The organism is Rhodoferax sp., from assembly GCF_014859475.1.
GTDB lineage: Bacteria > Pseudomonadota > Gammaproteobacteria > Burkholderiales > Burkholderiaceae_C > Rhodoferax.
Window position 1 is genome coordinate 1 of the sequence record NZ_JACUUE010000083.1, and the last position, 11,077, is coordinate 11,077.

Genomic DNA, 11,077 nt, shown 5'->3' on the forward strand with positions numbered 1-11,077 from the left:
ATGCGTCTGATTGACAGCGACACGCGCGATGCTGCACGTGGCCTGCTTTTTGGCACCATGATGCCGTGAAGGAAAACGTCATGCTTGATTCACAGCCAATGAAAAACACCACCACAGACTTCAGTCGCACCCTTTCGCTGGTTAAGGGCATGCCCTTTGACATGGCCCGGGAGCAGTACGCCAAAGCGGTCCAAATTGGCTTGATCCAGCGCTCCATGCTGGCTTGGGCCAAATTTGAGCGCCAGATCGACCAGTTGGAAAAAATGACCTTGGGCCCTTGGGCGCGCCGCGTCTAATTGTCATGGCAACTTCACTGCGTTCGCAATGACGATGTTCTGTCACGTTAAATCGCTTTAATCCAACCCTATCGGTATCCGAGAACGGGGTTTTTGGTGGACGATGTTGGCTGATTGATCAGATGTCGGCCAGCAGCGGGTAGGGCGCTGCTGATAAAGCCAGCAAGGGGCCATCCGCTTGCAGCGAACGCACGCCACCGGCTTCAAATGCACTGATCTGCATCGACACGATAGCATCGAAACCGCCGTCGGGCGCCGCCGCCGACTGCACCACCAGGCCGCAGGGCTGACTGGCATCATCGGGGGCAAACAATTCGTCACCGGCTTTCAATGAGGCTTCTGAATGGGCAAGGTAGGCACGGCGCTTGAGCGTGCCCCTGAACTGGCTGCGCGCCACCACCTCCTGCCCCGGGTAACAGCCTTTTTTGAAGTTGACGCCACCCACCGATTCGTAATTGAGCATTTGCGGCACCAGGGCCTCAAAAATAGGCTGGGTCACGGTGGCAATGCCGCTGCGCACCTCGCCCCAGGCCCATTGCTCGGGTGTCATGGCTGCCCCCGTTGGTGCTGGCGTGCCGACCGGTGCCACCCACAGGGCTCGCACCACGCCGTCGGCGGGGTAAAGGTTGATCAAGGAAATACCGGCCACATCGAACTTGGCCCATACCGTGGTCTTGTAATCCGTCATATGCTTGGTGGCTTCTGCAACGGCTGATCCAGCCAGCCCATAGACGACAAAATCATCACTGGCATCTACCAGTTTGACCTTGGCGCGCAACACAAACATGCCCAGGCGCTTGCACGTGGTGGCCAGCAGGTCGGCGCTGCACAGCAGCAAAATATCGGTGTGGCTGCGTTTGAAGCCGATGAAGCTCGCCTGCAGCCGGCCCTTGGCGTTGCAGAAACCGGCCAGCCGCGCCTCTGACAAGCCCAGCAGCGAGAAGTCGTTGGTCAATTGGCCGTGCAGGAATTTGGCGGCATCTTCGCCTTCTGCACGGATCAGCCCTGAATGTGTCAGCGGGGCTACGCCTTCGAGTGAAATGTCCATGGCGTGAATTATCATGCGCAGTTGATTTTTTGGAAGGCAATAGGGTTGTGCGACGTTTGATGAAATTTCTGTTGGTGTTGCTGCTGGCTTTGGGAGGCTGGGCGTTCTGGTGGGCCAACCACAGTTTGCCGCTGGCCGCCCCGACGCTGGAGTTGACGGTCGAGCCAGGCACCACACCGCGCCGCGTGGCCCGGGATGTGGTTGACAGTGGTGTGCAAACCTCGCCAGACCTGTTGTACTGGTGGTTTCGTCTGTCGGGCCAGGCACGAAGCATCAAGGCCGGTAACTACGAGTTGGAAACGGGCCTGACCCCGCTCGGCCTGTTGGCCAAGTTGACACGTGGCGAAGAAGCGCTGCGCGCGGTGACTCTGGTGGAAGGCTGGACCTTCAAACAAGTTCGTGCAGCACTCCTGAAAGCAGAGCATTTAAAGGCTGATACCGATAGCTTGGAAGATAAAGTGATCATGGAAAAATTGGGGCAGCCAGGACGTCACCCCGAAGGCCGTTTTTACCCGGACACCTACACCTATGCCAAAAACAGCAGCGACCTCAAAGTGCTGTTGCGCGCCATGCACGCGATGGACAGACAACTGGCACAGGCATGGCAAGCGCGCAGCGCCGATTTACCCTTGAAAAGTCCCGATGAATTGTTGATACTGGCCAGCATTGTCGAAAAAGAAACCGGCCGCGCCAGTGACCGCGCCATGGTGGCATCGGTCTTCAGCAACCGTCTGCGCCTGGGCATGATGCTGCAAACCGACCCCACGGTGATTTATGGCATGGGCGACAAATTTGACGGCAACCTGCGCCGCCGGGACTTGCAAACTGACACGCCCTGGAATACTTACACCCGCGCCGGCTTGCCGCCCACCCCCATCGCCATGCCCGGCAAGGCCTCGCTCATGGCCGCCGCCCAGCCAGCAAGCAGCCGCGCCCTGTACTTTGTGTCGCGCGGCGACGGCAGCAGCCAGTTCAGCGACAGCCTGGACGCGCACAATCGCGCTGTCAACAAATTCCAGCGTGGCCAGTGATTTCCCCCAGCTTATGACAACTCCCGGACTTTTCATCACTTTTGAAGGCATCGACGGTGCCGGCAAGTCAACCCATCTTGACGCGTTGGTGCAAGCTTTTCAGGCCCAGGGCAGGGTGGTGACCCTGACCCGCGAGCCCGGCGGCACGCCATTGGCGGAGAAACTGCGTACCCTGGTGCTCAACGACCCGATGGACGCCATGACCGAAGCCCTGCTGGTGTTTGCTGCGCGGCGTGACCACTTGCAGCAGGTGATCGAACCTGCCCTGAAGCGCGGCGATGTGGTGCTGTGCGACCGCTTTACCGATGCCACTTTTGCCTACCAGGGGGGAGGGCGGGGTTTTGATCTGGACATACTCCGCTATCTGGAGCAACTCGTGCAAACCGTTAAGCTGGCCCAGGGTGATTTTGTGCGCCAGCCTGATCTGACGATATGGTTTGATCTGGCACCTGATGTGGCTGCTGTGCGTTTGGCGGGCGCGCGCGTGCCGGACAAGTTCGAGGCCCAGCCAGTGACGTTTTTTAGCCGCGTACGCGCCGGCTACCAAGCGCGTTATGAGGCCGAGCCACAGCGTTTCGCCCGCATAGCCGCCGAGCAAACCCGTGAAGCGGTGTGGCAAGACGTGCTGGCCAGTGTGAAGCAGCGGGGCTGGCTGACATGAGCGACTTGAACGCCACAAGCGCTGCCAACGCCAGCACGGTCGCACCCTGGATTGCCGCCCAAACACAGGCCTTGCTGGCGCAGCGCGGCCACGCCTGGCTGCTCGCCGGCCCCTCTGGCCTGGGCCAGTACGAACTGGCACTGGCGCTGGTGCGCGCCTGGCTGTGTGAACACGCCACGGCGCAGGGCGCCTGTGGCAGCTGCGGCAGTTGCCACGCCATTGCGGTGCGCGCCCACGCCGACCTGTGCGTGCTCATGCCAGAGACCGCGATGCTGGCTTTGAACTGGCCCTTGAGCGAAAAAGCGCAAGAAGAGCTTGACGGCAAGAAGCGCAAGCCGAGCAAGGAAATTCGGGTCGATGCCATGCGCGATGCAGTGGAATTTGCGCAGCGCACCAGCGCCCGCGGCCGAGGCAAGGCGGTGCTGGTGTTTCCGGCTGAACGCATGAACGTCTATACCGCCAACGCGCTGTTGAAAACCCTGGAAGAACCAGTTGGCGATGTCAAGTTCGTGCTGGCATCTGACGCCGCCCACCAGTTGCTGCCCACCATTCGCAGCCGCTGCCTGGCCCACACCATGACCTGGCCCGATCAAGCCAGCGCCCTGCAATGGCTGCAAGGGCAGGGCGTGCCCGCCAATCAGGCCAGCGTCATGCTGCGCGCCGCCGGTGGCCGGCCACAGGACGCGCTGCAGTTTGCCCCGATTGCCGGTTTGTGGCCGCGCTTGCCGCGTGCTGTGCAGGCGGGTGATGTCAGCGTCTTCAAGGACTGGACACCAGCCCAAACGGTAGATGCCTTGCACAAGCTGTGCCACGACCTGCTGGCAGTCCACAGTGGTGCCCTGCCGCGCTTTTTTGAACCAGCCGATTTGCCCAAGGCAGGGGGCTGGCACAGCCTGAGCGCCTGGGCCAAAAGCTTGTCAGACACCATGCGCACGGTGGAGCATCCTTTTAACCCTGGTTTGATGCAAGAGGCTTTAGTCAGCCAGGCGCAATTGGCCCTTAACGCAAAATCATGATGTTCACCGATTCACATTGCCATTTGAACTTTCCCGAGTTGCTATCGCAATTGCCGGCCATTCGCGACGCCATGGCGCAGGCCCAGGTTACCCGCGCCCTGTGCATCAGCACCACGCTGGAGGAATTCGGCGCGGTGCACCAGTTGGCCCTTGATTTTGATAATTTCTGGGCTACCGTTGGCGTGCACCCCGACAACGAAGGCGTGCAGGAGCCCGCGCTGGATGATTTGTGGACTTTGGGCCGGCTGCCACGGGTGGTTGGCATTGGCGAGACCGGCCTGGACTATTACCGTCTCAATGGCCGTAGTGTGGCCGACATGGCCTGGCAACGGGAACGCTTTCGCACCCACATTCTGGCCGCCCGACAACTGCAAAAACCCCTGGTGATCCACACCCGGCAAGCCGCTGAGGACACTTTGTCGATCTTGCGCGAAGAGGGCGAAGATGGCTCGGCGGGTTGTGCAGGCGGTGTATTTCACTGCTTTACCGAAGACGAAAGCGTGGCTCGCCGGGCACTTGATCTGGGCTATTACATTTCGTTTTCGGGCATTCTGACGTTTAAAAGCGCCCAGAATTTGCGTGACGTGGCGGCCATGGTGCCGCTGGACCGGCTGCTGATCGAGACCGACAGCCCTTATCTGGCGCCTGTGCCGTACCGTGGCAAAACCAACAATCCATCCTATGTGCCGTGGGTGGCCAGGCAGTTGGCCGATGTCAAGAAGCTAGCCGTGGAAGCCATCGCCGAGCGCACGAATGCCAATTTCGACACGCTGTTCAAGGGGATATTTGCATGAAGTCGGCGATTAAAAAGTTAAAGTATAACTTTAGAAAAATAATATATCTATATGTTTTAATTGGGTTTAGCATTGTCAATGCGGGTTCTTACGACGATTTCTTCAGGGCGCTTAAACAAGACGATGCCGCCCAGGTCAACGCCTTGCTCAGTCGTGGGTTTGATCCCAACACGCCAGACCCAAGCGGCACGGCGGCGCTGATCGTGGCTTTCCAGGAGTCTTCTTTCAAAGTGGCACAGGCCTTGATCAATCATTCAGAAATCAAGGTTGAAGCGCGCAACACCGCCGATGAAAGCCCCTTGATGCTGGCGGCACTCAAAGGCGAAACCTTGTTGTGCCAAGGCCTGATTCAAAAAGGTGCCGACGTCAACAAGCCGGGCTGGGCGCCTTTACATTACGCGTCCACCAACGGGCACCTTGAGGTGATGAACCTGCTGCTTGAGCATTTCGCTTACATCGATGCTGCTTCTCCCAACAACACCACACCACTGATGATGGCTGCACATTACGGCACACCTGCGGCTGTTACATTGTTGCTGGAGGCTGGCGCGGACCCCATGATCAAGAATGATCTGGGCTTGACTGCCATCGATTTTGCCAACCGTGCCGAGCGCGCTGATTCAGCCAACATCATCGCCACATTTATCCGCAGCCGCCAACCTAAAGGGTCGTGGTGACACGCTGAACTTACTTTATACGATGTATATTATGTTAAGTAAAGCGACAATCTGCAGAGGTTGATGGGCACCTTCTTGTGCCCTGTCAAGAAACGCTGAAAGACACAACCGGCGCTGTAGGGTCCGAGAACGACGTGCCAAGCGCCATTTGGCCTTGGCCATGCAGCACGCATTCATCACGCCTGAGCATGAGGTCGGCGCTGCTCCCGGCAAAACGGATCCACGTGCCGTAAGAGCTTTCATCAACAAACTGAAAGCTGCCATTGCGCCACTCGATGCGGGCGTGGGTGCGCGAGACGCGGGGATCATTCACAACGAAATCAATTTTGCGAATACGCCCCAGGTGTATCGGCATTTCGAAAGCATGGAAGCTTTGTTGCTTGTCGTTGTAGGACAAGACAATCTGCCCGCCCAAGATGTCATTGCCATTTAGAGCAGCCAGATTGACAGGGTTTTGAATCGTGAAGAATTCAGAGTTTTGCTCTTCTTTCCACTCGATCTGATACAGGGTGCAAGGCTCGGAACGGCCACGTATGGCAATCGGGCCCAATAAGCGGAAATGCACGTCGTCGCGCTCGGGACTATTTTCTATGGCCTGGTCGTTGACCCATATCTGGTGTGGCCCGGTGAGTTCACTCAAACGCGACGCGATGTTCACGGCATCGCCATAACAATCATCATCGACCATTACCACGTCACCCCGAACCACTCCGATGCGCAGGGGCATGTAAAGCTGTGGCGGCAATTTTTCCAGGCGCAGCTGGTAGCTTCGTTGAATATCAATGACGGCCGTGATGGCATCCTGGCTGTTGTCAAAGGTGGCAAGTACCCCGTCACCGAGAAATTTAACGACACGCCCGCCATTGGCGGTGAATTTTTCGGCAACCCAGGTGGTGGCCTGTGTCACTGCCGCGGTAGCTTTGGTATTTCCAAGAGATTCAAACACCCCTGTGCTACCAAACAGATCCGCAAAAACAACCGTTGTTTGAACATTCATGACTGATTCATTCTCCATTTCACGACCGTAGTTTAGGTCAATGCCCTGTGGGTTCGTTCAACGCTGCCCCAAAACATGAGGACATCGCGCCCATCCACTGTCAAATCGACCGTGGCACCCATCGGCAGCAGAACTTTGGTGGCGACATGGCCATACGGCAAATTGGTCAATAACGGAACCTTGATCTGCTTGTGCAGCCAGTCAATGACGCTCTGCAACTTGAAGCCCCGGTCATGCGAGACCAGTTTGAAGTCGGTAAATTGGCCAAAGACAATGGCCTTTTGACGCGCCAGTACCCCAGCGTGCAAGAGTTGGGTCAGCATGCGCTCGATGCGGTACGGGTGCTCTGCCACGTCTTCCAGAAACAGGATGCCTCCCTTGATCTGCGGAAAATAAGGCGTTCCCACAAGGGAGGTCAAAACGGTCAGATTGCCGCCCCATAAAGTGGCATTTTTCAGGTTTAAAGCGGGCACATCGTCCGTCATGGGGTCAGCTACCCGGTGCTGTCGCCAACCCGCGCCCTCCCCTTGCTCCTGAAGTAAATCATTGAAACAGGCTTCCATGATGTCGTCGGGTTCACCCTTGACGCCAAAACCCTCGCACAGCGCCGGTCCGGCCCAGGTAAGGGCACCCGTCTGTGCCAGCAGCGCACTCTGAAAAGCGGTGAAATCACTGATGCCGACAAATTGCATGCCCTGCGCAACGGCCTTGGCCACCTTTTTGTAGTGAATCCCGGGCAGGATTCGCGTCAGACCGTAGCCGCCACGAGAAATCAGCGCCACGTCGGCCTTGCTGGCTGCCGCGCGGTGAATCGCGGCGAGGCGGGTCGCATCATCACCAGCAAAACGCTGGTAACTTGTCAGGGCGTCCTGGTCAATTTCCACCTCATGGCCAATCGCCTGCAGCCGCGCAATGCCACGCTTGAAGGCCGCTTTGTCGCGTACCGCGCCAGACGGGGAGTAGATGTAAATGTGCTTTTTCATAAGAACCTGGTTACAGCGTGGCACCGGGCGTATTTTTCAAACGCCGCTGCCGAAAGAATCCTTGCAATACATCGGCGCATTCCTGTGCCAGGAGTCCGCCCTGCACTTGCGTTTGATGGTTCAGTCGGGATTGTCCAAATAGATCGATCACCGATCCAGCCGCACCCGTTTTGGGGTCGGCGGCGCCAAACACCACCCGTTTGAGGCGGGCATGCAACATGGCACCGGCACACATGGCGCACGGCTCCAGCGTCACAAACAGCTCGCATTCGGGCAGCCGGTAGTTGCCCAGGACTTGTGCCGCAGCGCGCAAGGCCTGCATTTCAGCATGCGCGCTGGGGTCGTGGGTAGCAATGGGAGCGTTGCGGCCGGAGGCAATGAAGATGCCGCTCTTGAGCACCACCGCGCCTACCGGAACTTCGCCTGCTGCACCCGCCAAAGCCGCCTGCGCCAGCGCCATTGCCATGGCTTGAGGGTCGGACATTCGATCGGCAGACATGGGCTGGCTAGTCAACAATCACTCCCAATCAATACGTTCATAATTTAGACTTATCCAACAAGGCCCAACTGTTACCTCTGCAGCAGTTTAAACGTAGTCATCGCCCATTGGCTCGCCATCGGAAGAAATAGATCTTAAAACGGCGTGTTCCGGGCTGGCAGCGCGGTTTCGAGGCACCGTCGCTGCGGCGGCCGCTTTCAACCTTATTAGCCCAGCAGCCCCACAAGAAACATCACCAGCGTGATGGTAGCCAAGCCAAGCACCGTGGACACCGCCATGCTGGCGGTTACCAGGTCTTGAGCAACCTCATAACGCTGGGCAAACAAAAACACATTGGCTCCCGTCGGCAGCGACGCAGTGACGATCATCACGGTCAGGGGAAGTCCCGACATGCCCAGCCCCAGGCCCAGCGCAGCGACCAGACCGGGCAAGGCCAGGTTTTTCAGCAGGCTGATGCCCAGCGCGTTTTTCAGATTCGGTCCCACCTGCGCCTGCGTCAGCGTGATGCCCACCAGCACCAGAGCCACGGGGCCAAAGGCACTGCCCAGCAGATGAAGCGGTTTGTCAACCACTTCGGGCAGCGCCAGACCGGTTTGAGCGAACAGCAGCCCGACGATGATGGGCAGCGGCACCGGGTGAATGATGCCGCTTTTGACCGCCGCCAGCACCGTGAGCGCCATGTGCCTTTGCCCGCCCTGCCCGCTGGCGCGCTCCTCGCGGGCGGCCACCATCTCCAGCACCACGGTGGCCAGCGTCAGCAACACCAGCGCATGCATGGAGATGAGGGTGAACAGCGTGACCAGGCCGGCTTGCCCGTAAGCCAGGCCGATCAGCGGAATGCCGATCATCACCGTGTTGCTGAAGGTGACGGCCAGTGCCAGCACGGCGGCACGTCGATTGGCGCCTTGCCAAAACAGCATGCAACCAAACAGCAGCAGCGCCGCAACAAAGTACATGGCCACCGGCTTGAAATTGAGTTGTTCCACATGCACTGTGCTCATGGTGCGAAACAGCAGCGCGGGCGTGAGCACCATGAACACCAGATTGGACAGGTCCTTGATGGCCTCGGCCCTGACCCAACCGACACGACCCGCAATAAAACCTACAGAAATCAATAAAACGACAGGCAGCAGTGCCGAAAAAACAGGATTGTTCACATGCCCTTGTTACTTGCTGGCGTTTTTGGCGCTTTCCGCCATTTTTGACTTGAGCACCACGTAGGCACCGATCGACACCACAATGATGGCGCCAATGACCATCACACTCATCAGACCGTAGTCAGTGGAAAAAAGGTCTTGCAATGCTTTCATTTTGTTGGTCCTTTAAAAAAGCCGATGTTGAATTCGAGAATCATGCCAAGCCAAACTATGCGACATGGCGAGCTGTTCAAATCTGACGTAAATCAATCAGCCCGAATCTTAAACCGAGCCGCTGTCAAGACCCCGCCTCATGTTGCCTCATGACGGTTTGTGCTGGCAGTAGCTGCCGTGGCGCAGTCGGCACATACGCCGCGCACTGCCAAATCCAGGCTAAGCCCCTGATACCCCAAGGCCTTGAGGGTTTGCAAGGCATTTTGCGCGGCCACCTCCAGGTCTTGCGCATTGCCTTGCAGCGCGCCCTGCAAGGGCTGGTCGCGGTGGCAACTCTGGCACTCGAAGTGTGGCAAGGCATGCACGCTGGCAGGCATGGCCTGGTAGCGGCGCACCCGGTGCACGTCAACCCGGCACAGCAGCAAACCAACTTGGGTCAACCGGTCGATCAGGCGATACAGCGTGACGCGGTCCAGCGTGGCAGCGCCCGCGCCCTGCCCGTCCTGGGTGCTGTCGGACTGCAAGCTCGATTGCAATTGGGCGTGGGTGTAACTGGTGTCAGGGTGCGCCAGCAGCCAACCCAGCACACGCCGCGCGGCACCGGTGCGGCGCAAACCGTGGGCCGATAACAAGGCATCGATCGGGTCAACAGGCGATGACGAAGGTACGACAGACATCAGAGGGGGGCTCGGGTAATAAATTTTCCTGGAATGCCATTATTGCAATTGAGTTGCGTTAAACTCAGGCGCAACTCGGTTGCATTATCACAGCAATTTATCCTTCTTGTATTTCATGAACACCACGCTTACGCCTCATCAGATCGATGCCCCACACCCCCACCATCCCGTCGCCAAACCCACCCAACCCTTCAGTGTGCTGGCCTGGCCGGCTTGGCGGCGGGTCTTGATGGTTGTGCCGATTGTGCTGCTGCTTTGGCTGGCGGTATGGTGGGCCAACATGGGGGTGAGCCCATGGTGAGCATCGACAACCTGACGGTCAGCTACCGCCAGCACCCTGCCCTGCACCACATCAGCGGGCAGTTTGCCAACGGCTCGCTGAGCGCCGTGATCGGCCCCAACGGCTCGGGCAAAAGCACGCTGCTCAAAAGCATCATGGGGCTGATCAAGCCCTCTGGCGGATGCGTTCAGGTCAGCACACCGCGCGCGCGCATCGCCTATCTGCCGCAAATGATCGAAATCGACCGTAGCTTTCCGATGCCGGTACGCGACTGCGTTCTGCTGGGTTGTTGGAACGCTTTGGGCGCCTGGGGCGGTGTGACTGCCAACATTTTGGCGCTCGCCGATGACGCCATTGCGCAGGTCGGGCTGGAGGGGTTTGAGCAGCGCACGGTGGGGTCGCTGTCAAGCGGACAATTTCAGCGCGTGCTCTTTGCCCGTTTGCTGATGCAGGATGCCGAACTCATATTGCTCGATGAACCCTTCAATGCGATGGACTCCCGCACGACGGCCGCGCTGCTCGACCTCATCAAGCGGTGGCACGCGCAGGGCCGCACCGTGATTGCCGTGTTGCATGACGACGCGCAAGTGCGCGCCCACTTTGCCCAGAGTGTGTTGCTCGCGCGTGAACTGGTGGCCTGGGGCGACACCGCGCAGGTGCTCACTGAAGCCAATTTGCAGCGTGCCCGCGCCCTGGCCGAAGCCTGGGATGACACGGCGGAGATTTGCCACACCGACGAGGCCACCGCATGATCCTAGATTCCTCAGTTGGACGCGTCCGAGTGGGCTGCTGGCAGCGTGTCTGGGTA

The 11,077-nt window shown here is 58.6% G+C and carries 14 protein-coding genes and 1 pseudogene; 8 read left to right on the forward strand and 7 right to left on the reverse strand.

Annotated features, from left to right (window positions below; translation table 11 throughout):
* Positions 1-80 precede the first annotated feature (80 nt).
* The gene (locus IBX54_RS08745) at positions 81-296 is read left to right on the forward strand and encodes a hypothetical protein (RefSeq protein WP_296542285.1); all 216 of its coding nucleotides are present in this window, start codon (positions 81-83) and stop codon (positions 294-296) included.
* A 118-nt stretch (positions 297-414) separates the two neighbouring features.
* Here the strand turns inward: IBX54_RS08745 and IBX54_RS08750 are convergent, their stop codons facing one another.
* Positions 415-1,344, reverse strand: coding sequence for a folate-binding protein (locus tag IBX54_RS08750; RefSeq protein ID WP_296542286.1), 930 nt, complete (start codon positions 1,342-1,344; stop codon positions 415-417).
* A gap of 59 nt (positions 1,345-1,403) precedes the next feature.
* On the opposite strand from IBX54_RS08750, the gene mltG reads away from it, so the two are divergent.
* Genes mltG through IBX54_RS08775 form a run of 5 tightly spaced genes read left to right on the forward strand, consistent with a single transcriptional unit; the run spans position 1,404 to position 5,523 of the window.
* Positions 1,404-2,375, forward strand: coding sequence for an endolytic transglycosylase MltG (gene mltG, locus IBX54_RS08755; protein ID WP_296542287.1), 972 nt, complete (start codon positions 1,404-1,406; stop codon positions 2,373-2,375).
* Positions 2,376-2,388: 13 nt separating this feature from the next.
* Positions 2,389-3,036 carry a dTMP kinase gene (gene tmk, locus IBX54_RS08760; protein WP_296542288.1) on the forward strand — a complete coding sequence of 216 codons (648 nt, stop codon included), beginning with the start codon at positions 2,389-2,391 and terminating at the stop codon, positions 3,034-3,036.
* Entirely contained in the window at positions 3,033-4,052 is a 1,020-nt protein-coding gene (locus IBX54_RS08765) for a DNA polymerase III subunit delta' (RefSeq protein WP_296542289.1), read from the forward strand. The genes tmk and IBX54_RS08765 overlap by 4 nt, the downstream gene beginning before the upstream one ends.
* Positions 4,052-4,846 carry a TatD family hydrolase gene (locus IBX54_RS08770; RefSeq protein ID WP_296542298.1) on the forward strand — a complete coding sequence of 265 codons (795 nt, stop codon included), beginning with the start codon at positions 4,052-4,054 and terminating at the stop codon, positions 4,844-4,846. Before IBX54_RS08765 ends, IBX54_RS08770 begins: the two co-directional genes overlap by 1 nt.
* The gene (locus IBX54_RS08775; RefSeq protein WP_296542290.1) at positions 4,843-5,523 is read left to right on the forward strand and encodes an ankyrin repeat domain-containing protein; all 681 of its coding nucleotides are present in this window, start codon (positions 4,843-4,845) and stop codon (positions 5,521-5,523) included. The genes IBX54_RS08770 and IBX54_RS08775 overlap by 4 nt, the downstream gene beginning before the upstream one ends.
* A gap of 85 nt (positions 5,524-5,608) precedes the next feature.
* Here the strand turns inward: IBX54_RS08775 and IBX54_RS08780 are convergent, their stop codons facing one another.
* The 6 genes and pseudogenes from IBX54_RS08780 to IBX54_RS08805 all read right to left on the reverse strand — a co-directional run bounded on the left by IBX54_RS08780 (position 5,609) and on the right by IBX54_RS08805 (position 9,989).
* Complete coding sequence (locus IBX54_RS08780) at positions 5,609-6,520, reverse strand: adenylate/guanylate cyclase domain-containing protein (protein WP_296542291.1); 912 nt, start codon at positions 6,518-6,520, stop codon at positions 5,609-5,611.
* Between the two features lie 32 nt (positions 6,521-6,552).
* On the reverse strand, positions 6,553-7,503 hold the full coding sequence (locus IBX54_RS08785) for an LD-carboxypeptidase (protein WP_296542292.1): 951 nt from the start codon (positions 7,501-7,503) through the stop codon (positions 6,553-6,555).
* A 40-nt stretch (positions 7,504-7,543) separates the two neighbouring features.
* Positions 7,544-7,987, reverse strand: a pseudogene (tadA, locus tag IBX54_RS08790) (tRNA adenosine(34) deaminase TadA); the annotation flags it as partial.
* Between the two features lie 221 nt (positions 7,988-8,208).
* Positions 8,209-9,159 carry an AEC family transporter gene (locus IBX54_RS08795; protein ID WP_296542293.1) on the reverse strand — a complete coding sequence of 317 codons (951 nt, stop codon included), beginning with the start codon at positions 9,157-9,159 and terminating at the stop codon, positions 8,209-8,211.
* A 9-nt stretch (positions 9,160-9,168) separates the two neighbouring features.
* Positions 9,169-9,312, reverse strand: a complete 144-nt coding sequence (locus tag IBX54_RS08800) for a DUF3149 domain-containing protein (RefSeq protein ID WP_296542294.1) — start codon at positions 9,310-9,312, stop codon at positions 9,169-9,171.
* Positions 9,313-9,449: 137 nt separating this feature from the next.
* Positions 9,450-9,989, reverse strand: coding sequence for a Fur family transcriptional regulator (locus IBX54_RS08805; protein ID WP_296542295.1), 540 nt, complete (start codon positions 9,987-9,989; stop codon positions 9,450-9,452).
* 115 nt (positions 9,990-10,104) lie between these two features.
* Between IBX54_RS08805 and IBX54_RS08810 the strand changes: the two genes are divergently transcribed.
* Both IBX54_RS08810 and IBX54_RS08815 read left to right on the forward strand, forming a co-directional pair.
* Positions 10,105-10,290 (forward strand): hypothetical protein, encoded by a 186-nt coding sequence (locus IBX54_RS08810; protein WP_296542296.1) that lies wholly within the window; start codon positions 10,105-10,107, stop codon positions 10,288-10,290.
* Positions 10,284-11,021, forward strand: coding sequence for a metal ABC transporter ATP-binding protein (locus tag IBX54_RS08815; protein ID WP_296542297.1), 738 nt, complete (start codon positions 10,284-10,286; stop codon positions 11,019-11,021). Before IBX54_RS08810 ends, IBX54_RS08815 begins: the two co-directional genes overlap by 7 nt.
* The last annotated feature ends 56 nt before the right edge of the window (positions 11,022-11,077 follow it).

Excerpts from the sequence above, each read along its gene's own strand:
- IBX54_RS08745 (WP_296542285.1), top strand. The coding sequence starts at position 81 with ATGCTTGATTCACAGCCAATGAAAAACACCACCACAGACTTCAGTCGC.
- IBX54_RS08750 (WP_296542286.1), bottom strand. The coding sequence starts at position 1,344 with ATGGACATTTCACTCGAAGGCGTAGCCCCGCTGACACATTCAGGGCTG.
- mltG (WP_296542287.1), top strand. The coding sequence starts at position 1,404 with ATGAAATTTCTGTTGGTGTTGCTGCTGGCTTTGGGAGGCTGGGCGTTC.
- tmk (WP_296542288.1), top strand. The coding sequence starts at position 2,389 with ATGACAACTCCCGGACTTTTCATCACTTTTGAAGGCATCGACGGTGCC.
- IBX54_RS08765 (WP_296542289.1), top strand. The coding sequence starts at position 3,033 with ATGAGCGACTTGAACGCCACAAGCGCTGCCAACGCCAGCACGGTCGCA.
- IBX54_RS08770 (WP_296542298.1), top strand. The coding sequence starts at position 4,052 with ATGTTCACCGATTCACATTGCCATTTGAACTTTCCCGAGTTGCTATCG.
- IBX54_RS08775 (WP_296542290.1), top strand. The coding sequence starts at position 4,843 with ATGAAGTCGGCGATTAAAAAGTTAAAGTATAACTTTAGAAAAATAATA.
- IBX54_RS08780 (WP_296542291.1), bottom strand. The coding sequence starts at position 6,520 with ATGAATGTTCAAACAACGGTTGTTTTTGCGGATCTGTTTGGTAGCACA.
- IBX54_RS08785 (WP_296542292.1), bottom strand. The coding sequence starts at position 7,503 with ATGAAAAAGCACATTTACATCTACTCCCCGTCTGGCGCGGTACGCGAC.
- IBX54_RS08800 (WP_296542294.1), bottom strand. The coding sequence starts at position 9,312 with ATGAAAGCATTGCAAGACCTTTTTTCCACTGACTACGGTCTGATGAGT.
- IBX54_RS08805 (WP_296542295.1), bottom strand. The coding sequence starts at position 9,989 with ATGTCTGTCGTACCTTCGTCATCGCCTGTTGACCCGATCGATGCCTTG.
- IBX54_RS08810 (WP_296542296.1), top strand. The coding sequence starts at position 10,105 with ATGAACACCACGCTTACGCCTCATCAGATCGATGCCCCACACCCCCAC.
- IBX54_RS08815 (WP_296542297.1), top strand. The coding sequence starts at position 10,284 with ATGGTGAGCATCGACAACCTGACGGTCAGCTACCGCCAGCACCCTGCC.